Source organism: Amycolatopsis sp. NPDC028719 (assembly GCF_055565395.1).
Window position 1 is genome coordinate 995,708 of sequence record NZ_JBVHUL010000003.1, and the last position, 24,951, is coordinate 1,020,658.

The 24,951-nt window shown below is 72.7% G+C and carries 23 protein-coding genes; 4 read left to right on the top strand and 19 right to left on the bottom strand.

Annotated features, from left to right (window positions below; genetic code table 11):
* Positions 1-17: 17 nt before the first annotated feature.
* The 3 genes from ACZ4TR_RS18140 to ACZ4TR_RS18150 all read left to right on the top strand — a co-directional run bounded on the left by ACZ4TR_RS18140 (position 18) and on the right by ACZ4TR_RS18150 (position 3,114).
* Entirely contained in the window at positions 18-1,421 is a 1,404-nt protein-coding gene (locus ACZ4TR_RS18140; RefSeq protein ID WP_465288064.1) for a cation:proton antiporter domain-containing protein, read from the top strand.
* Positions 1,422-1,499: 78 nt separating this feature from the next.
* The gene (locus ACZ4TR_RS18145; protein ID WP_465288065.1) at positions 1,500-2,669 is read left to right on the top strand and encodes an acyl-CoA dehydrogenase family protein; all 1,170 of its coding nucleotides are present in this window, start codon (positions 1,500-1,502) and stop codon (positions 2,667-2,669) included.
* 10 nt (positions 2,670-2,679) lie between these two features.
* Positions 2,680-3,114, top strand: a complete 435-nt coding sequence (locus ACZ4TR_RS18150; RefSeq protein ID WP_465288066.1) for an SgcJ/EcaC family oxidoreductase — start codon at positions 2,680-2,682, stop codon at positions 3,112-3,114.
* A 173-nt stretch (positions 3,115-3,287) separates the two neighbouring features.
* Here ACZ4TR_RS18150 and ACZ4TR_RS18155 read toward each other — a convergent pair whose 3' ends face one another.
* The 8 genes from ACZ4TR_RS18155 to ACZ4TR_RS18190 all read right to left on the bottom strand — a co-directional run bounded on the left by ACZ4TR_RS18155 (position 3,288) and on the right by ACZ4TR_RS18190 (position 9,402).
* Positions 3,288-4,040, bottom strand: a complete 753-nt coding sequence (locus ACZ4TR_RS18155; RefSeq protein ID WP_465288067.1) for a hypothetical protein — start codon at positions 4,038-4,040, stop codon at positions 3,288-3,290.
* A 155-nt stretch (positions 4,041-4,195) separates the two neighbouring features.
* On the bottom strand, positions 4,196-5,638 hold the full coding sequence (locus ACZ4TR_RS18160) for a SagB family peptide dehydrogenase (protein WP_465288068.1): 1,443 nt from the start codon (positions 5,636-5,638) through the stop codon (positions 4,196-4,198).
* A gap of 95 nt (positions 5,639-5,733) precedes the next feature.
* Positions 5,734-6,276: a carboxymuconolactone decarboxylase family protein gene (locus tag ACZ4TR_RS18165; RefSeq protein WP_465288069.1), complete on the bottom strand. Its 543-nt coding sequence runs from the start codon at positions 6,274-6,276 to the stop codon at positions 5,734-5,736.
* Positions 6,248-6,706 (bottom strand): DUF6187 family protein, encoded by a 459-nt coding sequence (locus ACZ4TR_RS18170; protein WP_465288070.1) that lies wholly within the window; start codon positions 6,704-6,706, stop codon positions 6,248-6,250. The genes ACZ4TR_RS18165 and ACZ4TR_RS18170 overlap by 29 nt, the downstream gene beginning before the upstream one ends.
* Positions 6,699-8,033 carry an FAD-dependent oxidoreductase gene (locus ACZ4TR_RS18175; protein WP_465288071.1) on the bottom strand — a complete coding sequence of 445 codons (1,335 nt, stop codon included), beginning with the start codon at positions 8,031-8,033 and terminating at the stop codon, positions 6,699-6,701. Before ACZ4TR_RS18175 ends, ACZ4TR_RS18170 begins: the two co-directional genes overlap by 8 nt.
* 18 nt (positions 8,034-8,051) lie before the next feature.
* The gene (locus ACZ4TR_RS18180) at positions 8,052-8,528 is read right to left on the bottom strand and encodes a DUF6423 family protein (protein WP_350310758.1); all 477 of its coding nucleotides are present in this window, start codon (positions 8,526-8,528) and stop codon (positions 8,052-8,054) included.
* 262 nt (positions 8,529-8,790) lie between these two features.
* Positions 8,791-9,093: a DUF6235 family protein gene (locus ACZ4TR_RS18185; RefSeq protein WP_465288072.1), complete on the bottom strand. Its 303-nt coding sequence runs from the start codon at positions 9,091-9,093 to the stop codon at positions 8,791-8,793.
* A gap of 174 nt (positions 9,094-9,267) precedes the next feature.
* Positions 9,268-9,402, bottom strand: a complete 135-nt coding sequence (locus ACZ4TR_RS18190; protein ID WP_465288073.1) for a hypothetical protein — start codon at positions 9,400-9,402, stop codon at positions 9,268-9,270.
* A gap of 148 nt (positions 9,403-9,550) precedes the next feature.
* On the opposite strand from ACZ4TR_RS18190, the gene ACZ4TR_RS18195 reads away from it, so the two are divergent.
* The gene (locus ACZ4TR_RS18195) at positions 9,551-9,772 is read left to right on the top strand and encodes a hypothetical protein (protein WP_364527906.1); all 222 of its coding nucleotides are present in this window, start codon (positions 9,551-9,553) and stop codon (positions 9,770-9,772) included.
* A 540-nt stretch (positions 9,773-10,312) separates the two neighbouring features.
* Here ACZ4TR_RS18195 and ACZ4TR_RS18200 read toward each other — a convergent pair.
* The 11 genes from ACZ4TR_RS18200 to ACZ4TR_RS18250 all read right to left on the bottom strand — a co-directional run bounded on the left by ACZ4TR_RS18200 (position 10,313) and on the right by ACZ4TR_RS18250 (position 24,908).
* Entirely contained in the window at positions 10,313-10,522 is a 210-nt protein-coding gene (locus tag ACZ4TR_RS18200) for an acyl-CoA carboxylase epsilon subunit (protein ID WP_465288074.1), read from the bottom strand.
* Between the two features lie 14 nt (positions 10,523-10,536).
* Entirely contained in the window at positions 10,537-12,240 is a 1,704-nt protein-coding gene (locus ACZ4TR_RS18205) for an acyl-CoA carboxylase subunit beta (RefSeq protein ID WP_465288075.1), read from the bottom strand.
* Positions 12,237-12,422 carry a DUF6222 family protein gene (locus ACZ4TR_RS18210; protein ID WP_364527915.1) on the bottom strand — a complete coding sequence of 62 codons (186 nt, stop codon included), beginning with the start codon at positions 12,420-12,422 and terminating at the stop codon, positions 12,237-12,239. The genes ACZ4TR_RS18205 and ACZ4TR_RS18210 overlap by 4 nt, the downstream gene beginning before the upstream one ends.
* The gene (locus ACZ4TR_RS18215) at positions 12,419-13,492 is read right to left on the bottom strand and encodes an NAD-dependent epimerase/dehydratase family protein (RefSeq protein ID WP_465288076.1); all 1,074 of its coding nucleotides are present in this window, start codon (positions 13,490-13,492) and stop codon (positions 12,419-12,421) included. Before ACZ4TR_RS18215 ends, ACZ4TR_RS18210 begins: the two co-directional genes overlap by 4 nt.
* 13 nt (positions 13,493-13,505) lie before the next feature.
* The gene (locus ACZ4TR_RS18220) at positions 13,506-14,069 is read right to left on the bottom strand and encodes a flavin reductase family protein (RefSeq protein ID WP_465288077.1); all 564 of its coding nucleotides are present in this window, start codon (positions 14,067-14,069) and stop codon (positions 13,506-13,508) included.
* Position 14,070: 1 nt separating this feature from the next.
* Entirely contained in the window at positions 14,071-14,523 is a 453-nt protein-coding gene (locus ACZ4TR_RS18225) for an acyl-CoA thioesterase (RefSeq protein WP_285480860.1), read from the bottom strand.
* Between the two features lie 2 nt (positions 14,524-14,525).
* Positions 14,526-20,348 (bottom strand): type I polyketide synthase, encoded by a 5,823-nt coding sequence (locus tag ACZ4TR_RS18230; RefSeq protein ID WP_465288078.1) that lies wholly within the window; start codon positions 20,346-20,348, stop codon positions 14,526-14,528.
* A 246-nt stretch (positions 20,349-20,594) separates the two neighbouring features.
* Positions 20,595-21,401 (bottom strand): TIGR03084 family metal-binding protein, encoded by an 807-nt coding sequence (locus ACZ4TR_RS18235; RefSeq protein WP_465288079.1) that lies wholly within the window; start codon positions 21,399-21,401, stop codon positions 20,595-20,597.
* A gap of 194 nt (positions 21,402-21,595) precedes the next feature.
* Positions 21,596-22,657 carry a carboxymuconolactone decarboxylase family protein gene (locus ACZ4TR_RS18240; RefSeq protein WP_465288080.1) on the bottom strand — a complete coding sequence of 354 codons (1,062 nt, stop codon included), beginning with the start codon at positions 22,655-22,657 and terminating at the stop codon, positions 21,596-21,598.
* A gap of 71 nt (positions 22,658-22,728) precedes the next feature.
* Entirely contained in the window at positions 22,729-24,381 is a 1,653-nt protein-coding gene (locus tag ACZ4TR_RS18245) for a GMC family oxidoreductase (protein WP_364529573.1), read from the bottom strand.
* A complete protein-coding gene (locus ACZ4TR_RS18250; RefSeq protein WP_465288133.1) occupies positions 24,378-24,908 on the bottom strand; it encodes a DUF5987 family protein in 531 nt (176 codons plus the stop codon). Before ACZ4TR_RS18250 ends, ACZ4TR_RS18245 begins: the two co-directional genes overlap by 4 nt.
* Positions 24,909-24,951: the final 43 nt, after the last annotated feature.

Genomic DNA, 24,951 nt, shown 5'->3' on the forward strand with positions numbered 1-24,951 from the left:
ACCCTGATCGGAGTCACATGGCCGACGTGAAAACGCGGACCGGGATCCGCCGCGCCCTGGGTGTCTACATCGGACTGGTCGTGGTGCCCGTCGTGGTCGCGATCGTCCTGCTGGGCAGCGGGGAAGACGGCGACAACGTCGCCAAGGCGAAGGCCGCGGCCGGGCCGTCACTGGTCCAGCTGCTGCTGGCGATCACCGTCATCGTGGGTGCCTGCAAGATCGTCGGCTGGCTCGGGCAGCGCGTCTGGCAACCCGCGGTGATGGGCGAGATCGTCGCCGGCATCGTGCTCGGGCCGTCCGTGCTCGGTGCCCTCTGGCCGCAGGGCGCGGCGGTCCTGCTCCCCAAGGCCGCGATCCCCCAGCTGAACGTCGTGGCCCAGCTCGGCGTGATCTTCTTCGTGTTCCTCGCCGGGCTGGAGCTGAACACGCGGCTGCTGCGCGGACGCGGGCGGCTCGCCGTGGTCGTCAGCCACGTCAGCATCGCGTTCCCGTTCCTGCTCGGGGTCGGGCTGGCGGTGTTCGCCTACAGCCGGTTCGCGCCCGAGGGCGTCGGCTTCCTCGCGTTCGCCCTGTTCTTCGGCGTTTCGCTGAGCATCACGGCGCTGCCGGTGCTGGTCCGGATCCTGCACGAGATCGGCTTGTTCCGCACCGAGGCCGGCGTGGTCGCGCTGACCTGCGCGGTGGTCGACGACGTCACGGCGTGGAGCCTGCTGGCGCTGGTGGTCGCGCTGACGACAGCGTCCTCGTTGTTCGGCGTGGTGCTGACGGTCGCGCTGACCGTGGCGTTCGTCGCGTTCCTCGGCCTGGTCGTGCGGCCGCTGCTGCGCAAGCTCGTGACCCGGGTTCCGGTGGCCCGGCTGCAGAAGGCGGCGCCGCTGTCGGTGGTCGGCGTGCTGCTGTGCGCGCTGGCCACCGAGTGGATCGGCGTGCACGCGATGTTCGGCGCGTTCGTGTTCGGGCTGGTCTTCCCGCGCGACAACGTGGTCGCGACCTGGCTGATGGACAAGGTCGGCGGGCTGACCACGGCGTTGATGCTGCCGCTGTTCTTCGCCTACAGCGGGCTGCGGACCAACATCACGCTGATCTCCGCCGAAGGCTGGCTGTGGTGCGCGCTGATCCTCGTCGCGGCGGTCGTGGGCAAGCTCGGCGGCTCGGCGCTGTCCGCGCGGGCGGTCGGCGAGAACTGGAACCGGGCCCTGCAGGTCGGGGTGCTGATGAACTGCCGCGGCCTGACCGAGCTGGTGGTGCTCAACATCGGGCTCGACCTCGGCGTGCTGTCGCCGATGCTGTTCACGATGCTGGTGATCATGGCGCTGGTCTCGACCGCGATGGCCGGGCCGATGGCGACCTGGTTCGCGCGCCGGGACGGCCAGAACGTCGTGGGGCTCCCGCCGCGCACCTCCGAGCGTGCCGCCGCGTGACGCCACCGGCAAGCAGGAAGACGCGGTTGCCCCGGGCCCGCTGCGAAGCTGGGACGGTCGACAATCTAGGAGGTCAAGGTGTCGAGCACCGATGTTCCGACGCGGGAGGAACTGGTTCGCCGCGTGGCCGAACTGGCTCCCGCACTGAAGAAGCACGCGAACTGGTCCGAGCAGAACCGGCGGGTGCACGAGGAGTCCATCGAGGCGCTCGCCGAGGCCGGCGTGTTCAAGCTGCGCCGCCCGAAGCGCTACGGCGGGTTCGAAGCCGACACCCGGACGCTCGTCGACGTCGCCACCGAGATCGGCCGCGCCGACGGCTCGACCTCCTGGGTGGCTTCGGTGTACTGGATCCCCACCTGGATGGCCTGCCACTTCCCGGAAGCGGTGCAGGACGAGGTGTTCTCGACCCCGGACGTGCGCGTGTGCGGCACGCTCAGCCCGTCCGCGATGGCCGCGCCGGTCGACGGCGGCGTCGTGGTGAACGGCAAGTGGGGCTTCATCAGCGGGGCGCTGCACGCGCAGTGGCAGGAGATCATCGCGATCCTCGTCCCGGCCGAGGGTGAGCCGTACCCGATCATGGCGCTGGTTCCGCTGTCGGACCTGCTGATCGTGGACGACTGGGACACCGCGGGCCTGCGCGGGACCGGCAGCGTGTCGACGGTGGCGCAGGACGTTTTCATCCCGGCCGAGCGCGTGCTCCCGCTGCCCGCGGTGCTGGAGGGGCAGGGCGGCGCGGCCGGCTCGATCTACCGCTCGCCGCTGCTGCCGGTCGCCTCGGTGTCGTCGGTCGGCACGCTGGTGGGCATGGCGAAGTCGGCCCAGGACAGCTTCCTCAAGCGGCTGCCGGACCGCAAGATCACCTACACCGCCTACGAATCGCAGCGCGAGGCCCCGATCACGCACCACCAGGTGGCCGACTCGGCGATGAAGATCGACGAGGCCCAGTTCCACGCGCACCGGCTGGCCACGCTGGTCGACACGAAGGTCGCCGACGGCAGCCCGTGGAAGCTCGAGGAGCGCGCGATCGCGCGGGCCGACCTCGGCGCGGTGGTCCGGCTGGCCAAGGAGTCCATCGACATCCTGGCTTCGGCCTCCGGTGGTTCCTCGATCTACCACGGCATCCCGATCCAGCGCATCGCCCGCGACGTCACCGCGGTCAACCTCCACGCGCTGATGCACCCGAACACCAACACCGAACTGTACGGCCGCGTCCTCTGCGGGCTCGAGCCCAACACGCTCTACATCTAGGGAGAACTCCATGACCACGACCGAAGCCGGCACCGCGGCCGACCAGGCCGCGATCGCGGCGCTGACCCAGAAGGTCATCGCCGCGTGGGCCTACGGCGACGCCGACGGGTTCGCCAACGTCTTCACCGAAGACGGCACGATGATCCTGCCCGGCATCTTCAAGAAGGGCCGCGAGGAGATCCGCGCGTTCCTGGTGGAGTCGTTCGCGGGCAACTACAAGGGCACCCAGGTCACCGGGCGCCCGATCGAGATCCGCTTCTTCACCGCGGATTCCGGCGTCCTCATCACCCAGGGCGGCGTCCTCGCCGCGGGCGAGACCGAGGTCGCGGACTCCCAGTCGATCCGGGCCTCCTGGACCGTCGTGAAGCGCGACGGCTCCTGGCACCTGGCGTCCTACCAGAACACCCCGGCCAAGCAGCAGCTGCCGAAGCCGGGCACCGTCTGACCCGCGCCCCACCCCAGGAACCCGGGCCTCCCCTCGAGGCCCGGGTTCCTTTTCGCTCCGGCCGACGGGTGCGGTGCCCCGGGCAAACGTCTTGAATGAGTCATTCAAGACCTCCCCAGACCCGAATGACTCATTCAAGACGTTCGAATCCGGTCTCGGGGTCGAGGCGGGTGCTAATCGAGCGTGAACACCTCCACCGGGTGCGGGACGCGGATCACGTCCGCCTCGGCCGTCCCCAGCTCGGCCACGGCGTCGAGCAGCGCGGCCCGGCCGGGTGGGCCGCGCCACGGCTGGTGCCGGGCGAACACCAGGAACTCGAGAAGCCGTTGGCGCGTCTCGGAAAGCGGCACCACGATCTCGGCGTCCACCGAGACCGAGCGGAACCCGAGCCCGAGCCGCCGCAGCTCGTCGGCGAGGGTGTCCGCGAACAGCGGCCGCACGACCCCCTGGCGGGCCAGGGAATCCGCGAACGCCGCGTTCAGCGCGTTCAACGGCGTGACCGCCACGATCACCCGCCGATGACGGTTGCGGGCCTCCTTGAGCACCGCCATCCCCTCGGCCGCGCCGAGGTAGCACAGCGACTGGACGAACAGGCCGCACTCGGTCGGCGCGATCCGGCGGTCGGCGGCTTCGGCCATGCTGATCGTGAACAGCCGGTAGCCGCGCACCTTCGGCAGCGCGGCGAGCTCCGCGCGCAGGCGCGCCACCGCTTCGCCGTTGGTGTCCAGGCCCTGGAACCACACCGTTTCCCGCGGCGTCCGCGCGATCAACTCCAGCTCGAACATGCCGAAGCCGCAGCCGTAGGACGTCAGTTCGAGGTCGGCGCCACCGCCGAGCTGCGAGGCGACCTCGCCGGCCATCAGCGCCTGCTGGTTCGTCAGGCTGCGGAAGGTGGCGTTGCCGGTGTTGTAGTCCACTTCGTCCATCGCCGCTCCCCCTTTCCCACGCCCGGAAAGCGTCGAAGGGCAGGGATCGCGGCTTCATTCCCGGCGTGCACCGCCGGCGGAAATCGGCGTCGTGCACCGAATTCTACTGCCGGGCGCGGTACGCCCGGGTTTCGCAAAGTGCGCGATCAACCCCGTCAGGGCGCCAAATCCAGCGCGCATTCCCCGACGCAGACCTCGGCGGGCCAGTCCAGCCGCAACGCGCGGCCGACGCGGTCGCCGGCGTCCACCGAGACCGCGTGCGCGGCCAGCCCCATCGCCTTCGCGGTGAGGTGGAGCGTCTCCTGCAACGCGCCGAGGTGCAGCAGGGCCGCCGCGTACGCGCGGCTGCGGAGCACCGGCGCGGTGCGCGCCATCCGCGTGGTGACGCTGAGCAGCGCGGCCGGGTGGCGGTGGTCGGCCGCGGCGACCATGGCCATGTCGAGCAGGATCTTGTGGTCCGCGGTGTCCGAAGAGACCAGGAAGAGGCGGTGGCCGGCCGGGTCGTAGTGGTAGATCCCCTGCGGCAGCCCGGAACAGCGGTTGACCGTCAGGTAGAGCTCCAGCTCGTACAGCCGCGCCGTGCTGACGTACGGCCGCTGCGACACCTCGCCCACGGTGCCGTCGGGCAGGCTCGCCGGGCCGCTGGAACGGATCCTCGCGGCCCGGTACAGGAATTCGCCGATCTGGTCCACCGAAAGCTCGCGAGTGGTGAACGCCGGCGCGGCGTGGTCGGTCTCCAGCAGTTCGGTCAGCGTCGGGCCGAGCGCGGCGCGGTCGGTCAGGTCGGGCCGGTGGAGGACGAACTCCCGGCCGGGCGCCAGCGGCTTGGCCACCGGCGAGCGAGGCGGCTCCGCCGTCTCCGGCAGGCCGTACGCCTGCCAGGTGCGGCTGCGGTCGTGGAAGAGCAGCTCCTCGTAGGACCACAGGCTCAGCCCGGGGTCGGTGTCCTCGGCGAACCGGCCGCCGTCCTCACCCGCCACCACGCAGCCCGACGCCACCAGGTAGCCGACGAGCTGCGTGACGACGTCGACCGGGATCCCCTCCTGCGCGGCGATTTCCGCCGCCGACGCCGCCTTGCCCAGCGACGCGGCGACGTGCACCGCCCACGGCTGGGCCAGCAGCACCCGGAACCGCGCGGACGGGGACTCCAGGCAGAGCCCGCAGGCATCGGGGCGCAGCGCGCCGAAGCGCGAGAGCCGGACCGGCCGGGTCGCCGCGATCTCCTCCGGCGCGAACACCGGGTCCGGGACCACCGGCACGACCGACAGCAGCGGACCCTTGCCGTCGTTGAGGCCCAGCGACCGGACGACCGACCCGCTGAGCTCGGTCAGCACGCGGTCGAGCGCCGCGCCGGGCACCGTCCGGCCGAGACCGCCGTCCTCTTCCCACGACGCGGCCACGTTCGCCGGCGAAACCGGGCCGAGCGCCATCCGGCGAAGCGCCTCCCCGACCAGCGGCCCGGCGTCCGGGAAGTCGAACTCGCCCCAGCGGGTGAGCACGACCAGCGAGGTACCTTCACCGAACTCGAGCAGGCTGTCCTCGGCGAGCGACCACAACGGAACCGTCTCCGCCGCTTCGTCCGGCGCGTCGAAAGTCACCCCGATGCTCCCCACTGCGCACGGCGGCCGGCTCGCGGACGCATTCCCCCGGCCAGGGCCCGGGCAATGCGCTCTTCACGACGAAAATACGGTTTTCACAGCAATTCGGCCAGTCCCGCGTAGCCGCCTTCCTTCAACCGCAACCCGGACGTCGTCGCATACGCCTCGTCCGCGCGGATCCCCAGCCCCTCCACCATGCGGTTCATGAAGTTGAACAGCGCGCACACCAGCACCGCGTCGTGCAACGCCCGTTCGTCCCAGCCGGCGGCGAACACGGCTTCGGCGTCCTCCTCGGTCATCCGCGACGGCGTGCGGGTCAGCTTGCCGACGTAGGCCAGCACGGGCCGGAGCTTGTCGTCGACCGGTGCCGAGTCCAAGTCGGCGACCGCGGCCGCCAGCAGCCCCTCCGGCACGCCGAACGCCTCCGCGGTGACCGTGTGGATCCCGTGGCAGTAGCCGCAGCTGTTCACCCCGGACACGTAGGCCGCGATCAGCTCGCGCTCCCCCGGGGTGAACGGCGACGACTCGCCGCGCATCAGCACCTCGTGGAGGTCGAGCAGGTGCCGCGCCGGGTCCCGGTTCGCCTTGAACACCTGCAGCAGCGTGGTTTCAGCCGGCAGGGACCTCAGGTACGACATCCGGGTGTTCCTTTCCGTCCGCCAGCCCGGAGGCGAGCTGGTCGACCTCGGTGCCGCGCAGCGCGCACGCGGTCAGGTAGGCGATCGTGCCCGCGCCGGCACCGGGCACCGCCGCCGCGACGACGGCCAGGCGGCTCTCCCACTCCCGCCGCAGCGAGCCCGGCGACGACGTCGACGGCGGGTCGCCGAGCCGGTCGCGCAGGGCCAGCCAGTGCTCGCGGCCGGACTCCAGGAGCCCGCCGAGGCCGAACTCCGCCGTGCCGTGCCGCGCCTGGTCGACCACCTGGGTCACCAGGGCCGGGTCGTCGGCGAGCCGGGCGAGCGCGAGGCCGGCGAGCAGCCGGTCGGCGTCGAGGCCCAGCAGGATGATCCCGGCTTCGGTCTCGCCGGGCGCGTCGACGTCGGGCAGGGCGAACCGGGAGTCAGACACCGACGACCGCCTCGGCCGGGGCGGCGGGGGTGGCGACACCGCGCAGCTGCGCGGCGATCGCCGCGGCGACCCGGGTGGTGGCGACGCGGTGGCCGTCGATGTTGCGGGCGGCCGGGCCGAGCACCATCCCGGCCGCGGCCCCGACCACCGACACGCGTGGTTCGCGGTGGTAGGACAGCGTCCGCTCGTCCAGGGACGGCCAGCCGTCGCGGGCGTCGACGATCTCGTCGGGCAGCAGGCCGGTGCCGATCGACGGCGTCGTGCCGAGCGCGAGCACGACGTGGTCGCCCGCGACCCGCCGCCCGCTTTCCAGCCGCAGCACCACGCTCCCGCCGACCGCGGGCGCGATCTCCTTGACCGCTTCACCGCGGTGGACGACCAGCCTGCCCTCGGCTTCGGCGCGTTCGAGCAGTGGCCGGAACTCGAACATGATCGACGCGCGCCGGAACCGGCCCATCAGGTCGAGCCGCTCGGCCCAGCCGACGCCGTCGAAGCGCTTGCGGCCCTCCGGCCGGAAGAAGGTGGAGTTCACGTCCGCGCACTGGTAGCGCTCGCCGGTCTCCCGCACCACCCAGTGCACCTCGCGCCCGGCCGCGAGCGCGCCGGTGATCAGGTGGGCCGCGGTGAGCCCGGCCCCGACGACCACCTGGCAGCGCGCGCCCGACGGCACCGATTCGTCCCAGAAGGACACGCCGCGCGGCGGATGCCCGCCGCCCCACCAGGTTTCCGGCGCCGGCCGGCGTTCCTCGCCCGGGCACAGCACGACGTGGCGGGCGGCGACGGAGAAGCGGTCGGTGCGCACGGTGACCGCGTCCGGCCCCGGGACGACTTCGCGGACCGTCGCCTGCCAGGTCTTCTCCCCGACGTGGTGGGTGGTGACCAGGTGCGCGCAGTAGGCGTCGAAGACGTCCACCGGGACGACCGACCGGTGCCCGGACTGCGCCATCCGGATTTCGCGTCGTTCGATGGGAGTCAGCCGGCCCCAATGCAGCCTCGCGAAGTCGAGCAGCTCACAGTCGCGGAAGCCTTCGACGCCGGGGTGGTGTTCGTAGGGCGAGCGCAGCACGCGCTGGCCCAGCAGGTCGATCCGGCCGAAGAACCGCCCGCACGGCCGCCCGGTGCGGTCCACCACGACGACGTCGTGGACGCCGTGGTGCCACAGGGCGGAGGCGACGGCGAGACCGGCCGGCCCGGCACCCACGATCACGACGTCGGCCGCGGGCCGCGGCGACGCCCCCCGCGCCGGGGAAGGTGGCGCGGGAGGACGCGGCCACGGCCGGCCACGCGGCGAGTCGAGCAGGTGCGGCTCCGGAACGAACTTGATCACTGCTCGCCCGCCGCCGGCTCAGAGCACCGTGACCGGGACGATCAGCTCCACCACCGGCCGCTGGCCCATCCCGTTGGTGACGAGCTCGTCCAGCGTCTGCTGGGACTGTTCGGCGCTGTCGGTGGCGATCGGGCTGTAGCGCGAGTAGAAGTACGTCGGCTTGCGGCCGCCGGTCTCCATCGAATACGTCTTCAGGACGGTTTCGCCCGGGCGGACCTCGCCGTCGTAGAAGGTGAGGCGGCGCTGGTCCGGCGTCATGAAGCTCTTCGAGAACTGCGGCGACATCAGCATCTCGTCGTCGAGGAACGTCGAGTCCTCGTCCATCACGGCCTGCATCGCGACCCACGTCTGGTCGGTCAGGTTGGTCTCGGCCTTGATGACCTGCCAGCGGCCGGGCTCGGGGAGGCTGACGCTCACCGAAACGTCGTGATCGGTGGTGTCGATGGCACCGGTGATCATCAGGACCCGGCGGCCGAGATCGGCGGTCCCGGTCATCTGGACGTCCCGGGCGCGCACCCGGCTGGAAACATCGAGTCCTGGCAATTCGGGTGAAGACATGGTGCAGCCTCCTACGTTTACCCACCCCAGAAATAGCGGCTTGACCAGCGAACGCTTAAAGGCTTTCACACGGCAAGATACGCTGTCAAGATGAGGAATACACGTCCGGAAGCGGAAATCCGGCGGCCGGTCGGCGGAAACGACGGCAGCCGGGTGCGGGCCGGGCACTAGCCCGTTCGGCCCAGCACTCCGGCCGCACTCACTCGGGACTCGACGTCTCCTGAGCTGCGGCGGCGGTATCCGCTTCGTCGACCGCGCCGACGTGCCGGATTTCGAATGCCGATTCCGCGCGCTGCACCATTACTTTCAGGACCAGTCCCGGTTTCACCATGATGAGGAAATTACCGGGGTCACGCGGGTCGCCGAAAATGTCGTAAACGAGAAATGCGGAACCGTCACCGACGGCGAACAAAGCTTCGTAGACGACGTTCCGCTCCGCCTGCGACGCCGTCTCGGCCCAGCTTTCGAGGACCTCGTGGCCCGCCGTGAGCTGGAGGCGCATTGCCATCCGCCGGCCTCCCAACCGAACGTCGCAGGTCGCCGGCACGCATGGGCCACCGTGCTGCGGTGACACTCCGGCCCGAACACCCTCGATTCTCCCGGGCGGGGGACGCGGTGCTCATCTCCGAGCGTGCGCTCCGGCACCGTCCGTGTCCGGCGCCGGAGCTCCCGCCGCTCAGTTGTAGCCGAGCACGATGTGCTCGCCGAGCTCCTCGTCGGCCGGCTCGGACGGCGCGACCAGCCGGAGCTTGCCGGGTTCTTCGGTGGCTGCCGGCGTCCAGTCGTCGGCCGGGACCGCTGCTGCTGTCATGGCGTTCCTCGCTTTCGGTGTGTGGGACCACCATGCGCGCCCGGGGTCGAGGATCGGATGGGAACCGCTGACGTGCGCAGCTTTCGAGTGGCCGCGACCGGGGCGCGCGAGGTGCACTGGAGGGACGAATCGACGGCGAGGTGCGCGCATGACGGACCAACGGAAGCCCCCGGGCGGAGCGGCGAACCGCCAGCGCACGTGCGCGATGTGCGGCGCGGAGTTCCGCCCGGGCGAGCGCACGGACCTGGAGGCGTTCTCGGACGGCGAGGTCCGGTACGTGGCGGTCCACCCGGGCCACACGACGCACTCCCCCACCCGCGAACGCGCGGCGGCGCGGAGGTTGAAGGGAATCCCGGGCCAGGCAGCCTGACAACCGGCTCTTGTCTCTCCACCAGCCCTCCCGCGGCCGTCCTGCGGCACTCCTGCTGCGCGCGTGGCTGCGCCACGACTTCGCGGGCTCTCACGAACTCTCACGGGCTCTCGCAGGCTGTCGCCTGCTCTCGCGGGCTCTCGCCTGCTCTCGCGGCCAGACGCCGGAAGTCCACGGGAGCGCCCCAAGGCGGCCTTGGGTGCGTCCAACGCACCGAAGGGCCCCTTGGTTGCGTCCAACGCACCGAAGGCCACATTGGGGCGCTCCCCACGGCACGCACCGAAAGCCACCTCGGGCGCGCTCAACGCACCCAACGCCACATTGGGTGCGCCCCACGCACCCAACGCCACATTGGGGCGCTCCCCACGGCACGCACCGAAGGCCACCTTGGGCGCGTCTCACGCACCGAAGGCCACATTGGGGCGCGCACTGAAGGGCCCCTTGGTTGCGTGAGACGCACCCAAGGGCTCCTTGGGGCGCTCGGCGAGCCGGGCCGGGCCGGGCCGGGCGGGGCCGGGCCCAGCGGGCGGGCGGGCGGAGTCAGTGCGGCAGACCCGACATCCGCCAAGCTCCCTCGGCGGCCCGCGGCTCCCGGGCCCGCCAAGCCGGGTCTCCCCACGCCGACCGCTCCGGCGCGCGACGCGGCGGCCGGGCGCGGGCCACCGACGCCGACGCCGCCGACAGGACCGCCACCAGGGCTGCCAGCTCGCTGTCGTCCGGGGCGCCGTGCAGCACGCGGATCGCGGACATCGCGCACCCCTCCGTCAGATCGGCAGGTTGCCGTGCTTGCGGCCCGGCGCCGGCTTGCGCTTGTCGCGCAGCATCGCCAGGCCGCGGGCCACCGCCGCGCGGGTCTCGGCCGGGTCGATGATGTCGTCGACCAAGCCCCTTTCCGCCGCGTACTGCGGGTTCAAGTACTCCTCCGTGTACTCGGCCACCAGCTTCGCGCGCAACGCCGCCGGGTCCGCGGCGGCCGCCAGGTCCCGGCGGTACAGCACGTTCACCGCGCCCTCCGCGCCCATCACCGCGATCTGGTTCGTCGGCCACGCCAGCGACAGGTCGCACCCGATCGAGCGCGAGTCCATCACGATGTACGCGCCGCCGTACGCCTTGCGCAGGATCACCTGGATGCGCGGGACCGTCGCCTCGCAGTACGCGTGCAGCAGCTGCGCGCCCTGGCGGATGATCCCGCCGCGCTCCTGCTCCACCCCCGGCAGGAACCCCGGCACGTCCACGAGAGTCACCAGCGGGATGCCGAACGCGTCGCAGAACCGCACGAACCGCGCGGCCTTCTGGGACGCCGGCCCGTCGAGCACCCCGGCGAACACCATCGGCTGGTTGCCGACCAGGCCGACGACTCGGCCGTCGATCCTCGCCAACGCGCACAGGACGTTGCGCGCCCAGCCCTCGTGCAGCTCGAAGAACTCGCCGTCGTCGGCGACTTCGGCGAAGACGTCCCGCATGTCGTACGGCTGGTTCGGCTCCACCGGCACCAGCTCCGCCAGCCGGGGCCGGTAGTCGTCCGCCGCGTTCGTCGGCGCGGTCGCGGGCGGGAGGTCGAGGTAGTTCGAAGGCAGCAGCGACACCAGGTACCGGACGTCGGCCAGGCAGCTCTCCTCGTCGTCGTGCACCACCGTCGCGACGCCGGACGCGCTCCCGTGGACGTCCGCGCCGCCGAGCTCCTCGTGCGTGACGCGCTGTCCGCTCACCGCCTCGACGACGTCGGGCCCGGTCAGGTACATCCGCGCGGTGTCGCGCACCATGAACGTGAAGTCCGCGAGCGCCGGCGAGTACGCCGCGCCGCCCGCGCACGGGCCGAGGATGACGCTGATCTGCGGGATCACCCCGGACGCCTCGACCTGACGGCGGAAGATGCCGCCGTAGCCGTTGAGCGCCAGCACGCCCTCCTGGATCCGGGCGCCGCCGCTGTCGTTGAGCCCGATCACCGGGGCGCCGTTGGCCACCGCGAGGTCGAGCACCTTGTGGATCTTCGCCGCGTGCGCCTCGCCCAGCGATCCCCCGAAGAGCGTGAAGTCCTGGGCGTAGACGAACACCCGGCGCCCGTCGATCGTGCCGGAGCCGGCGACGACGCCGTCGGTGTGCGGGCGGTTGCCCGCCAGGCCCGGGCCGGTCGCGTGGTGGCGCCGGTAGGGCTCGATCTCGGTGAAGGAGTCGTCGTCGAGCAGCAGGGCGAGCCGTTCGCGCGCGGTCAGCTTGCCCAGCGAGTGCTGCCGCCGGACGGCGTCGAGCTTGCCCTCGTTGATGTGCGAGCGCAGCTCTTCACGGCGCCGGCGCAGCAACCGCATGTCGGGCGGCCGCGCCGGGTCGGCGGCGCGGGCCAGCTCGATGACCTGGGCCTCCCCGGTCGGCGCCGGGCGGCCCAGCCGGCGGCGCCGGACCCCCTCGGGGACCGGCACCACCTCCGCGTCTTCGGCCCGCACGGCGCCGGAGTCCTGGGGTCCGCTCACGCGGCATCCCTCATCCGGGCCTGGTGGTCCCGCTCGATCTCGGCGACGATGGCGGACCACACGATGCCGCGGCCCAGCCGGGGCATCGGGCGGACCAGCGCCTCGACGGGAGCCGGGGTGAGGATCGCCGGCGCGGGCCGCCGGTCACCGGTGTCCGCGTGCCCGGCATCGCTGGTGGTCATGACAGGACCTCCTCGGTCTGCGCGGTCCCGGGTCCGGGACCGGTGAGAGCTGACGGCCCGCTGTCCGGAGTGGACAGTCCGGGCCGGGTCGCCGCACCCGCCTGGCGGCCGGTGACGCGCCCGGTGGCGTGCAGCCAGGCCACCGTGTCGCGCACGGTCTCGAGCACCGGCCGGGCCGGCACGTCCCCGGTGGGCGCGTCCGCGGCGACCGGCACCGCGGTCGCGCAGACGTGGATCGCGCCGTACTGCACCGGCAACGCCCACGGCCAGACGCGCTGCAGCCGGTCGGCGAACCGCCCCACCGGGTACAGGGCGCGCGGCGGCAGGAACACCGCCGGCAGCGCCCGCCCGGTCGCCGCCCGGACGGTGGCCAGGTACTCCCGGGTGGTCAGGAACCGGCCCGGCCCGAAGAACGCGGCACCGCGCGCCTCCCCGCCGAGGAGCCGGGCGTGCAGCTCCGCCGAGTCGCGGACGTCCCCGATCGGGAGCCCGCCGCCCGGCCAGATCGGCGTCCGCCCGCGCAGGAGGTCCCGCAGCCGGGCGTTCTGGTCGCCCAGGCGCGGGTCGTGCGGGCCGAGCAGCGCCGGCGGGTAGGTGAGGACGACCGGCGCCCCGGTCGCCCGGTGCTGCCGCGCGATCCGCTCGGCCGCGGCCTTCGACGCCAGGTAGGGCTCCCGCGACTCGCCGACCGGGGCGGCGGCCCCGATCGACGGCGCGGTCGTGGGGTAGAGCGCCCCGACGGTGGAGACGTGCACGATCCGGCCGGTGCCCGCCTGGCGCGCGGCCCCGAGCACGACCTCGGTGCCGCGCACGTTCGCCCGCCACAGCTCGTCGCGACGCCGGCTGTCGAACGTGTAGACGCCGGCCGCGTGCAGCAGCGCGTCCGCCCCGGCCACCAGCCGGCGGGCCGCGGCGGGATCCGTGACGTCACCCGCCACGACGTCCACTGTGGACTCGTCGACGCCGCTCGCGTCCCGGGCGAGCAGCCGGACCCGGTGCCCCCGCCGCAGCAGCGCCGCGACGGTGTGAGCACCGAGGAAGCCGGTGCCGCCCGTGACCGCGATCAGCATGCCCTCTCCCCCTTCAGGCCGCGCGGGCCTTCCCGTCGATCTGGTGGTAGCTGCCGCTGTAGAAGACCAGCGCGTCCTCGCCGGTCCCGCGGCTGGTCGCGACCACGCGGCCCAGGAAGATCGAGTGGTCACCGCCCGCCACGACCTGCTCCAGCTCGCATTCCAGCCAGGCCAGCGCCCCGGCCAGCAGCGGGGCCCCGGTCTTGGTGCCCGGCGTGTAGCCGACCGCCTCGAACTGGGCCATCCCGTCGGGGCGCCGCCAGTCGGCGAAGTACTTCGACGTGTCCTGCTGGTCCGCCGCGAGGATGTTCACGCCGAACGAGCCGGCGGTGACGATCGCGGTGTGCATCCGGGCCGCCCGGGACACGCAGCACAGCACCATCGGCGGCTCCAGCGAGACCGACGAGAAGGCGTTCGCGGTCATGCCGTGCGCGTCTTCACCGCCCGCTGTCAGCACCGTCACGCCGGTGGCGAACTGCGCCATCACCTGCCGCAGCCCCGGCTGGGCCGAGAGGCCCCGACGCGACGATGGCGTCGGGAGCCGCTTCAGCACGTGAGGCTCGGATTCGTGGGCCACTTCATGCTCCCTTGCCGTTGACCGCGGCCGTCCAGTAGGGCACCAGCGCCTCGCGCAGCTGCTCGGGGACGCGCGACGGCACGGTCGCCGTGTTGGGCCCGCGCATGCAGGCGATCCGCTGCCGCCCCCGGGCCACCAGCCGCTCCTCGCCGCCCTCGGTGAGGTGGACGTAGTCGAACGCGAACTGGATCTGCGTCGAGGTGAGCTCTTCCAGCCGCAGCCGGATGGACAGCTCGTCGAACGCGGTGATCTCGGCGAAGAACTCGCATTCCACCTTGAGGGTGAACAGCTTCAGGTCGTGGCGGACCTCCTCGAGGACCGCCGGGGCCTTCTCCTTCAGGAACATCTCGCGGCACCGGCCCTGCCAGCGCACGTAGTTCACGTAGTAGACGTTGCCCACCAGATTGGTCTCTTCGAAGCCGACCGTGTGGCGGATCTCGTAGTAGTCGGCCATCTTCAGTTCCCCTCTGTGTGGAGCACCGCGAACACGATCGGGTCGGTCCGGTCGTTGACGGTCGTCGACCAGGTGGCGATCCGGGCGGCGCCGGAGGCGAGCAGCGCCCACCCGTCGGCGTCGACCTGGCGCACCGTCAGCGCCTGCGTCATCGAACCGGTCTTGCGGACGCACTCCAGCGCGCTCCAGACCCGCGTGTTGGCCACGCTGATCGGTTCGCCGGTGTCCGCGGCCAGCAGCCGGCCGAGGGCGAGCAGCTCTTCGCCCAGCAACCCGGCCCAGTCCTCTTCGGTGCGCTCGATCGCCGTCTCGATGTCGCAGGCGACCTGGTCGGCGCCGACGACCGCGAGGGTCAGCTCCGAGGTGTGCGACGCGGTGACGTTCACGTCGTCGCACTCGGGCTTCCCGTCCGGGCGGTACCGGATCTCGATCGGCTTGTCGAGCGCACGGCCCGCGGCGAGCGCGGTCTGCGCCCTCCGCTCGGCGATGCCCTCGGCCGGGCGCCCGACCGGGTCCGGCTCGAGGACCACCGACCGCGTCCCGCCGAGCAGCCGCTCGCAGGCACGCTCCACGTAGGACCCGAGCATCGACGGGACCCACGGCCCGGCGCCGTCGCGCTTGCGGACCGCGCGCAGCTTCAGGCCTTCCCAGCGCTCGACCAGCGTCCCGTCCGGGTTGCGCACGTCGAGGTCGTAGACGTAGCTGTCGCCGTCCTGGCTGCGTTCCTTCGCGTCCAGCAGCACGTACTCGTCGTGCTGGGCGCCCGGCTCGGCCAGGTACAGCTTCTCGATGCCCTGCGGCAGCAGCGTCGCGTCCGGGACGCAGCACTGGATCGCGTGCATCATCGCGTCCCGGGTGCCGGGGTCGGCCAGCAGCCGCTCCTGGGGGAGGAACGGAGCGAACCAGTAGTGGTCCGAGCTGGTCGAGATCTCGGCGACGGCGTGCCGGGCGCTCGCCCGGCGGTAGCCGAGGACCCGCTGGAACCGCTTGCCCTGGAACAGGACCGAGCCGTACAGCTCGCTGATCGGCTCGACCGGGACCGGCGGCAGCGCGACGTCACGGGGGACGCACTCGCCGATCTCGGCCGGCCGGGCGAAGCTCAGCCGCGCCTTGAAGTGGTCGGCGCTGAAGCCGGTCTCGTCGCTGCGGATCACGACGTCGACGGTGTCGGCGTCGCGGGCCAGCGTGGCCAGCCGGACCGTGGTCGACCCGCCCGGCGAGACGATGATCGGCCGGAGGAACTCGACGTCGGAGAGCACCGGGGTGCCGGTGCGGTCCAGCGTCGCCGCCGCGGCCTGCGTCATGGCCTCCATGCCGAGCACCGCCGGGAACAGCAGCTGCCCGTCGAGCAGGTGGTCGGTCAGGTACGGGTCGGCACCGTCGGAGAGGTCGGCTTCGGTGATCAGCTCGACGCCCGGGTAGTGCACGACCGCGCGGTCGACGAACCGGGACAGCGGCAGCTCGCGCTTCTGGATCGGCAAGGTGGCCAGGCCCGACGTGCGGCCGCAGACCACCAGCACCGGCGGCGCGGCCGGGTCGGCCAGCACCTGGCGGAGGATGGTGATGCCCTCCTCGGTGGGGATCGGCGTGATGCCGTCCCGCATCAGGGCGGACACGACACCGAGCTTTTCGCCCATGCCGGTGCCCGACCAGACCGACCACTCCAGCGCGATCGCCCGCGCCTGCGGGTGTTCCTGGCCGAAGCGCAGGGTCAGCTCGGTCATCCAGTCGTTCGCCGTGGCGTAGTGCGCCTCACCGCGCAGGCCCGCCCGGCCGATGATGCTGCCGAAGGTGACCAGGAGCTTGATCTTGTCCTGGTCCACCGCGGCGAGCACCGCGTTGAGCCCGCCGATCTTCGGGGCGAGGGTCTTGCGGAAGCTGTCCTCGGTCAGGCTGAAGAGGGCGGCCGGCTCGTTGCGGCCCGCGCCGTGCAGGACCGCCGTGACCGGGCCGAGCTCGGCCTGGACCCGGGCGACCGCCTCGGCGATCTGCGGTGCGCTGGTGACGTCGGCGCGCTCGTAGCGGTAGCGGATGCCCGCCGCCTCCATGCGGTCGAGGTTCTCCGCCAGCTCGGTGTCGGTCTCCGGGTCACTGCGCCCGAGCAGGGCCAGCTTGGCCCCGGAGTCCTTGGCCAGCGCCAGCGCGCTCTCCGCGGTGATGCCCTTGCCGCCACCGGTGACGAGCAGGACGTCGGAGGAGTCCAGCGAGTCGCGGATCGGGCCGGGCTTCGGCGCCGGCAGCGCGGACAGCCGCGGCACCGTGCGCCCGCCGTCGGCGCCGTAGCGGGCTTCGGTGAAGTCCGTGGTCGCGGCGACCTCGGCCACCACGGTGTGCACGGCTTCGGCGATCGCGTCCACATCGGACGGTGCCGGGTCCGCGAAGTCGATGATCGTCGTCTTCGCCGACGGGTCCTCGAGCCGCAGGGTCCTGGCCAGGCCGGCGGCGCCGTAGCCGTGGTGCACCACCACGAAGCGCGTGCCGTTGGGGGCGGCCATGACGGCGCGGCCGGCGTCGAGGAACAGGCCGACGTGGCTGGAGTCGCAGTCCGCCGGCAGGCAGAGCACGACGCCGTCGCCGGCGCCGGACGCCGCGAGCGCGGCCCGCAGCGGTTCGGCCAGCGGGTGCCGCGGCGTCGAGAAGACCTGCCAGTCGGCGTGGCCGGTGCCCGGCGTGAGGTCGGCGTTGGGCCGCGGCGCGGGCACGTACTCGACCGCGAACGGCCGGACCCACGGTCCGACGCCCGGGGCCTCGCCCTTGCCCGTGTCGCTCGGCTTCGCCGTCTGCGCCAGCTCGTCGATCATCTCGGCGAGCTCACCGAGGCACACCGTCGCGAAGTTCGGCATGCCTTCGAGCGCGGGCCGGCCCAGCGCCCGGGTGACGTCGTTGACCAGCTGCCCGACCGTGATCGACGACAGGTGCAGGTCGTCGAGCGGGTGGGTGTCGGCCGTGACGGCCTCCAGCGGCAGCTCGACGCGCTCGGCGGCGAGCTTGCGCAGCAGGTCCAGGGTCGAGCCGTCGCCATCGGCGGTTCCGGCGTCGGCCTCGGTGGCCTGGGCCTTCTCCGCGGCGAGCTCGGCGGCCAGCTCGCTGTCGATCGACGGCGCCGCCTCGCACGGGCTGGCGAGGAAGTTGAACTCGCCGTCGGCGGGCAGGGCACGCACGACACGGCCTTCGAACAGCGCGTCGGTCGTGATCGGGGCGCCGAGCGCGAACGCCGCGCCGACGACCCGCAGCAGGGCCTGCAGCGACGCGTTGTCCGTGTCGATGGCGAGAACCGGGGTTTCCGGCGCGATCTCCTCGAAGAGCCCGGTCAGCACCCGGCCGGGGCCGACCTCGACCACCAGGTCGCTGCGCTCGGCCACCTTGGCGGCGGCCTCGCGGAAGCGGACCGGCAGCACGATCTGGTCGCGCAGCAGCTCGGGCAGGTTCTCGGCGGTGTGCAGCACGTCGCCGCTGACCGTCGAGACGACGGGCCGCTCGAGCCGGGCGAAGGTGAACTGGCCCAGCCGCTCGGTCATCGCGTTCGCGGCCGGTTCGACGGCCGGCGAGTGGAAGGCGTGCGAGACCTTGATGCGGGTCGCGCCGACGCCCTGGGCCTTGGCCCGGGCGACGATCTTGTCGATCGCCCCGGCGGGGCCGGAGATCACGGTCTGCTCGGGCGCGTTGTACCCGGCGATGACGACGTCGGTGCCCAGGCCCAGTTCCTCGACGCGGCCCGGCGAAGCGGCGATCCCGGCCATCGCGCCGGTGCCGTCGCCGGTCGTCGTGGCCATCACCTTGCCGCGGACCTTCGCCAGCTCCAGCAACCCGCGTTCGTCGAGTGCGCCGCCCCAGTGCAGGGCGGTCAGCTCGCCGAGGCTGTGCCCGGTCGCGGTGGCGGCCTCGATGCCGAAGGAGCGCAGCACCCGCAGCGCGGCCAGCGAACCGGTGACGATCCGCGGCTGGGCCACCTCGGTGGCGACCTGGTCGCCGGCGACCGGCAGGGCCGCGGCGCGGTAGACCTCCTCGGCCACGGTGAACCGGCGGCGCAGGGCGCTGTCGCCGCCGCGCCCGGACCCCTGGCCGGGGAACAGGTAGCCGATCTTCGGCGCGGTGCCGCGGCTGCTCGCGAAGATGCCGTCGGCCGAGTCGAAGACCGAGTCACCGGACTCCAGCTGTTCCAGCAGCTTCGTCAGCTTCCGCTCGGCGTGCTCCGGGTTGGCCGCGACGACCGCGGCGCGCACCGCCCGGCCGGCCAGCTTCCCGGCCAGCTCGCCGGCGAGGTCGGTCAGCTCGGCGAACGACAGCTTGGGCACGACCTCCAGCGTCGCGGCGATGTTCCCGCGCAGGGTCGCGACGTCGTCGGCGTCGAACAGCAGCAGCTCGGCGTCCTGCCGGCCGGCCACCAGGGCGCGGGCCCGCTCGTCGAGCTCGCGGCGGCGCGCGGCGGTCGGCGCCTCGGTGACGGTGACGTGGGAGTTGATGCCGCCGAAGCCCATCGCGGAGACACCGGCGCGCACCGGCTGGTCCTCCGGCCAAAGGGACGCGTCGCGCGGGACGTACATCCGCGCCGACGACCCGGTCAGCGACTCGTGCGGCTCGTAGTGCCCGGTGGCCGGCGGGATGACCTGGTGGTACACCGCCAGCGTCGCCTTGATCAGGCCGGCGACCCCGGCCGCGGCCTTGGTGTGCCCGATGTTGCCCTTGATGGTCGACAGCGCGGCCTGCTTGGCCAGCGGGTCGGCGTCGCGGCGGGCGGTGGACAGCGCCTCGATCTCGGTGGCGTCGCCCAGCGCGGTGCCGGTGCCGTGGCCCTCGAAGTAGGAGACGCTCTCGACGCCGTACCCGGCGCGGTCGTAGGCGCGCTTGAGGGCCAGCCGGTGCCCGGCGGCTTCGGGCCGCGTGATGCCGCCCTTGCCGTCGGAGGAGACGCCCCAGCCGCCGATCGACGCGTAGATCCGCTTGCCCTGCTCCAGCGCGTCGCTCTCGCGCATCAGGACGAGCATGCCCGAGCCTTCGCCGGGCCAGAAGCCGTTGGAGTCGGCGTCGTAGACCTTCATCTCGCGCTTGGCCAGCGCGCCGGTCTTCGCGAAGCCGATCACCTCGAACGGGTCGATCGAGAGGTCGACGCCGCCGGCGATGGCGAGGTCGAGGTCGCCCTGCACCAGCGCGTTGGCCGCCGTCACCACGGACAGCAGCGAGGACGAGCAGGCGCCGTCGACGGTGTACCCGCCGCCGGCGAAGTCGAAGTGGTTGCACACGCGACCGGCGATGGTGTTCGCCAGGCCACCGGCGAGGCTGTCCTCGTTGATCTCGGGGAACGGTTCCTTGTACTGGACCTCGAGTTCGCGCAGGAAGCTCGCGGTGTCCTCGTCCTCCCAGCCGCGGGCGGTCAGCGCCGCCGCGACCGTGCGGCGGACGTACGGCCAGCGCAGCCGCATGATGTTCGCCCGGGAGAACTCGCCCGTGAGGCTGTTGCCGATGACCACACCGGTGCTCTGCCGCGGGGCTCCGTCGCCTTCACCGAACCCGGCGTCCGCCAGCGCCGCGGCGGCGACGTCGAGCGCCAGCCAGTGCGTCGTGTCGGTCGCCCGGAAGGTGCTGCCGGCGACCTTGTGCGCCACCCGGTCGAATTCGTAGTCCCGCAGCACGGCCGCCTTCGACGCGTAGAAGCGGTCCGGCGCCTTCGGGTCGGGCGAGTAGTAGTCCGCCCGGTTCATCCGTTCGTCCGGCAGCCTGCGGAACGCCCGGCGCCCGGCCAGCACGTTTTCCCAGAGCTCCTCCGGAGAACTCGCGTCGGGGTACCGGAGACCGATACCGACGATCGAAATCCGCTCTACGCTCATGCCACCGCACTCCCACTGGCTCTCGAGCCCCGTATCACCGGAACCATCAGGTCCCCGCTGTCCTCCCGGTGCGGGATGGGGATCCCGCACCGGTCACTTCCTTCGGGCCGCGGCGGCGCCGCTGCCCGGTACGCCCGGTGTTCCCGGCCGTGCGGTCCAGCATCTCCCGGGCCGTCCGGACCGTCTTCTTTCTCCCTGCCCCGGCCCGCACGTCAGCACGCTGGGACAAGGACACAGACTGTCTACTTAGGACTTACCGGTGTCGAACTGGCCGGGACGGCGGCCCTGGCCCGCCGGCCCGCGGTAGGCCTGGGCGATGTCGAGCCACTGGTCCGCCAGCGTGCCCTTCGCCCGGATGTCGAGGTCGTAGCGGTGCCGCCGCCGGGTGACGAGCAGGCAGAAGTCCTCGGCGCTGCCGCTGACCACCTGCGTCGCGCCGGCGGGCCCGAACGTCCAGAGCGCGCCCGAAGGCGCGGTGAGCTCGAAGCGGAACTCCTCCGCGGGCGGCGTCAGGTTCCGCGCCTCGTAGCCGAAGTCCCGGACCCGGACGGCGAACCCCACCAGGTGCTTGATCCGGTCGGTGCGCACCGGGCGCACGCCGAGCGCGTCGGCGACGTCCTGGCCGTGGCCGAACAGCTCCATCATCCCGGCGCAGGCGAGCACGTACGGCGGCAGCGGGTTCACCAGCCACGGCACCAGCTGGTCGCCGGGCACGGCGGCCAGCGCCTTGATCCCCGCGTCGCGCTCGGCGCGCCAGCGGGTCAGCAGCACCTCGGCCGGGTCGTGGATGAACTCCTGCAGCGCGCCTTCGACCGCGTTCTCGAAACCGACGGACGCGACGGCTTTGGTCATCTGGACGAACGCTTCCGGCTGCGCGGCCGAGAGGCCCGCGATCCGGAAGATGAACGCGAGGTGCGCGATCTGGTGCCGGACCGCCCAGCCCGGCGCCGGGGTCGGGGTGTCCCACCCCGCCTCGGGGAGGCCGGCGACGAGGGCGTCCACCTCGACGGCATCCGCGGTCAGGTCGGCGATCACGCCCGTGGTGTCAGTCACCTGTTTGTCCTCTCACCGGTGCGACGTCTTCTCGTGGGCCGGGGCCGCCGCGAGGAGGGGCGGGTAAGGGGAGCCCTTCCTCGCGGCGGCCACCGGCTGGGCGGATCGGGTCGCCGGGGCGGCGTCACGGACCGGGTCAGGTTCGGTGTGTCCCGGTGCTGCGCGCCCCGGCGGGCGATCCGACCTCTCGATCATCACCCGCGCCGACCTGGGGAGTCTTCTCTTCGCGGGCGGAGGGAAAGCCGCTCACCGGCCGCCACGGCCGCGGTGAGAGCCGCCCACGACACGAGCTCCACCAGCCCGCGATCGTCCGTCCTTTCCGGACGGACGTCGGCGGGCCCCACCTGGTAGGGCGCCTTGGCCGTGAGCAGCGCCAGCCGGCCCTCCGCGCGTTCGCCGGCGGGCAGCTCGGCGAGCACCGCCTCGGCCCACGCGCGGCTCAGCCCGGGCGGCTTCCCGTCCCAGGCCTTGACTTCCCGGCGGACGAGGTCCCGCACGCGGGGCGGCACCGAGCGTTCGCCGGCGGCCTCGATCGCCGCCGTGGCGCGCGCGAAGGCGTCGGCCACGGTGCCGCCCGGAGGCGCCCAGCCGGGGCCGTCGGTGGCGGTGACGGGCAGCAGGGCAAGGCTCGTCCCGGCCGGTGGCGGCGCCCCCGGCTTCAGGAAGTACCCCAGGACCGCCTTGGCCTTCTCCCGCGCCGCCGGCGGGACGGCTTCGGGCAGCGGTGACCGGTCGAGGAACACGCTCACCACCCGGTTCAGGTAGTGGAACGCCACGGCCACGGCGGTGAACTCGGCGGCGGTGTCCGCGGGGACGTCCGCGGGCAGCCGGCCCTCGCCCCGCGCCCACGCCGCCAGTGCCCGCGTGTCGCCGTCCGGGATGGCCCCGGCGTCGCCGGCCTCGATGGCCGCGGCGGCCGCCGGCTCCCCCAGCGAGGCGAGCGCCATGCCGTGCACCTCGACGCAGTACGGGCACGAGTTCGCCGCCGACACCGCGGCCGCGACGACCTCCTTGTCGGCCCGGCTCGCCGTCCCGCCCGCGACCAGCGACTCCCGCAGCATCAGCCACGCCGCGGCGAGCACCTCCGGCGCGGGCGAGTGCAGCGCGACGGGCGGGGCGAGCATCCCGAAGTCCCGCTCCACCTGCCGGTAGACGTCCCGGACGAGCCCCCGTGCCCGCCGCGGCCGCACGGCCTCGACGTACTTCACGTCCCGCAGCGTCCGCCGCAGGGCGAACCGCACCAGTCCGGGCGCCATCGTTCCTCCTCGAGAACCGGCGGACTCGCGCTCCCAGGCCCCCAGGAGCGCGAGTTCCATGTACCCGTGCATCAGTTGCCGGCGACCAGGTCCAGCTTGGACACCGCCCGGCGGCCGGTGATCGAGCCGTCCGGCGCCGGGGCGCCGTACTTGACGTCGACGTCACGGGCCTGCAGCGCCCGGACGATGCCGGGGATCGACCGCTCGGCGAGCGCGGCGATGGTCATCGCCGGGTTCACCGTCAGCGCGCCCGGCACCGACGCGCTGTCGGTGACGAAGATGCCCGGGTGGTTGCGCAGCTCGTGGTTCGGGTGCAGCGCGGACGTCGCCGCGTCGTCCCCGATCCGGCACGACGCCAGCGGGTGCACCGTGTACGCCCCGACGACGTCGTTGGTCCACGGCGAGACCTTCGCCAGGCCGTCCTTCTCGATGATGGACTTGCAGTCCGCGTCCGCGAGCGCCCAGCCGTGCTTGGTGTTCTCGGTCGGGTCGTAGCGCAGCGGGCCGCGCCCGAGCATCTGCTGCGAGATCCGGTACGCGTTGCCGGTGGGCGGCGGGGTGCCGAAGACGCCTTCGTTGTCGTCCTCGGTCATCAGGAAGATCGTCAGCCAGTTGGCCCACTGGTTGAGGATCTCCTTCTTCTGCGCCCCGTACCAGCGCGGTTCCTCCCCGCCCGGCACCTGGGCGAGGATGGTGCCCAGCCCCGGCGGGAAGTACAGCTGCTCCAGCGAGTACCGCTCGTACTCCGGCAGCGAGCCGTCGAGCTTGTCCCAGTTCGCGACGGTCGGGCCCTTGCCGATGTGGTTGGCCGAGTACACCGGACCGTCCTCACGGGACAGTCCGAGCACCTCGCGGACGCGGTCCTCGTCGATGATGGCGGTGTTGAGCCGTTCGCCGTTGCCGGAGAAGTACCGGCCGACGCCGTGCGGCATGGTGCCGAGCGTGGCCTCCGAGCGCTGCAGGATCACCGGCGTCGCGCCGGCGCCCGCGGCGATGATGACGACCTTCGCCTCGATCACGCCGGTGCCGGTGTGGACCCGGTAGTCCTCTTCGTCGATCAGGTCGAAGTGGACCCGGTAGCCGCCGTCCTCGGTCCGCTCGAGGCGCTGGACCTCGTGCAGCGGCCGGATCTCGGCGCCGTGCGCGAGCGCGGCCGGCAGGTAGTTCGTCAGCATCGACCGCTTGGCGTCGAACTTGCAGCCGGCCATCATGAAGTTGCAGTTGACGCACGTGTCGTTGTCGACGGCCACCGGCGCCGGGTTCGCGGTGCGCCCGGAGTGGTTGCAGGCCGCGGCCCACAGGCCACCGGCGTAGGAGACGTCACTCCAGTCCTGTTTGGACACGGGAATCGACTCGTCGATCCGGTCGTACCACGGCTCCAGCGAGTCGCGCGTGATGGCGTGCGGCCACATCCGGCGGCCGATGCTGCCGTGGCGGTCGAACACGAAGCGCGGCGCCCGCGGCATCGCGGCGAAGTAAACGACGCTGCCGCCGCCGACGCAGTTGCCGCCCAGCACGCTCATCCCGTCGCCGACGACGAAGTCGAACGCCCGCGTGTAGGACGAGCCGAGCAGGTAGTCGTGCTCGAAGTCGGCCGCGGCGAGCCAGGGACCGCGCTCGAGGACCGTCACCTTGGCCCCGCCCGCGGCGAGGTGGTAGGCGGGAATGGACCCGCCGAATCCGCTGCCGACGATGACGACGTCGGTCTGGTCGATGGCAGTCATGCGGGGCTCCCCGAGGGCGTCGTGTCCGGGTGGAGTTCGGCCAGCTTGCGGCCGTAGCCGTACTTCGGGAACCGCCAGAACCCGTCGGCGTCCGGGGCCTTGTACCCCAGGGCCAGCAGGCCGGGGTGCCCGTCGCGGATCGCGTCGGCGGTGTGCAGGTGCGGGGCGCTGTCGTAGGCCATGTTGCAGAACAGCGCCAGGCTGACCCAGCCGTCCTTCTCCGGGTGCCCGGGCGTGGTGAGCCGGTGCACCAGCTCGCGGCGATGCTCGTACGGCAGCGCCACGAACGGCGGGACGTCGTCGTCGAGCACCAGCTCGACCTCGCCCGCGTAGGTCTTCGCGTGGTCGTTGAGCGACTGCGCGAGGTAGGGCAGGCCGGCCGTGACGCCGGTCGCGTCGAAGTTCAGCAGCTCGAGCGCGCCGGCGACCACCGACCCCGGGCCGGGCGCGGCCCCGGCGATCGCGCGGTCTTCGGGGTAACGCTTCTCCCCCGGCACGATCGTGTCCGCGTAGGCCTCGAGGGTCATGTTCATCACGCGTTCTTCTTCGGTAGCTCCCTGACTGACCTCG

What these genes read in the sequence shown, in the direction of transcription:
- ACZ4TR_RS18140 (WP_465288064.1), top strand. Translation starts at nt 18, where the DNA reads ATGGCCGACGTGAAAACGCGGACCGGGATCCGCCGCGCCCTGGGTGTC.
- ACZ4TR_RS18150 (WP_465288066.1), top strand. Translation starts at nt 2,680, where the DNA reads ATGACCACGACCGAAGCCGGCACCGCGGCCGACCAGGCCGCGATCGCG.
- ACZ4TR_RS18155 (WP_465288067.1), bottom strand. Translation starts at nt 4,040, where the DNA reads ATGGACGAAGTGGACTACAACACCGGCAACGCCACCTTCCGCAGCCTG.
- ACZ4TR_RS18165 (WP_465288069.1), bottom strand. Translation starts at nt 6,276, where the DNA reads ATGTCGTACCTGAGGTCCCTGCCGGCTGAAACCACGCTGCTGCAGGTG.
- ACZ4TR_RS18180 (WP_350310758.1), bottom strand. Translation starts at nt 8,528, where the DNA reads ATGACCGGGACCGCCGATCTCGGCCGCCGGGTCCTGATGATCACCGGT.
- ACZ4TR_RS18185 (WP_465288072.1), bottom strand. Translation starts at nt 9,093, where the DNA reads ATGCGCCTCCAGCTCACGGCGGGCCACGAGGTCCTCGAAAGCTGGGCC.
- ACZ4TR_RS18190 (WP_465288073.1), bottom strand. Translation starts at nt 9,402, where the DNA reads ATGACAGCAGCAGCGGTCCCGGCCGACGACTGGACGCCGGCAGCCACC.
- ACZ4TR_RS18195 (WP_364527906.1), top strand. Translation starts at nt 9,551, where the DNA reads ATGACGGACCAACGGAAGCCCCCGGGCGGAGCGGCGAACCGCCAGCGC.
- ACZ4TR_RS18200 (WP_465288074.1), bottom strand. Translation starts at nt 10,522, where the DNA reads ATGTCCGCGATCCGCGTGCTGCACGGCGCCCCGGACGACAGCGAGCTG.
- ACZ4TR_RS18210 (WP_364527915.1), bottom strand. Translation starts at nt 12,422, where the DNA reads ATGACCACCAGCGATGCCGGGCACGCGGACACCGGTGACCGGCGGCCC.
- ACZ4TR_RS18215 (WP_465288076.1), bottom strand. Translation starts at nt 13,492, where the DNA reads ATGCTGATCGCGGTCACGGGCGGCACCGGCTTCCTCGGTGCTCACACC.
- ACZ4TR_RS18225 (WP_285480860.1), bottom strand. Translation starts at nt 14,523, where the DNA reads ATGGCCGACTACTACGAGATCCGCCACACGGTCGGCTTCGAAGAGACC.
- ACZ4TR_RS18230 (WP_465288078.1), bottom strand. Translation starts at nt 20,348, where the DNA reads ATGAGCGTAGAGCGGATTTCGATCGTCGGTATCGGTCTCCGGTACCCC.
- ACZ4TR_RS18240 (WP_465288080.1), bottom strand. Translation starts at nt 22,657, where the DNA reads ATGGCGCCCGGACTGGTGCGGTTCGCCCTGCGGCGGACGCTGCGGGAC.
- ACZ4TR_RS18245 (WP_364529573.1), bottom strand. Translation starts at nt 24,381, where the DNA reads ATGACTGCCATCGACCAGACCGACGTCGTCATCGTCGGCAGCGGATTC.
- ACZ4TR_RS18250 (WP_465288133.1), bottom strand. Translation starts at nt 24,908, where the DNA reads ATGACCCTCGAGGCCTACGCGGACACGATCGTGCCGGGGGAGAAGCGT.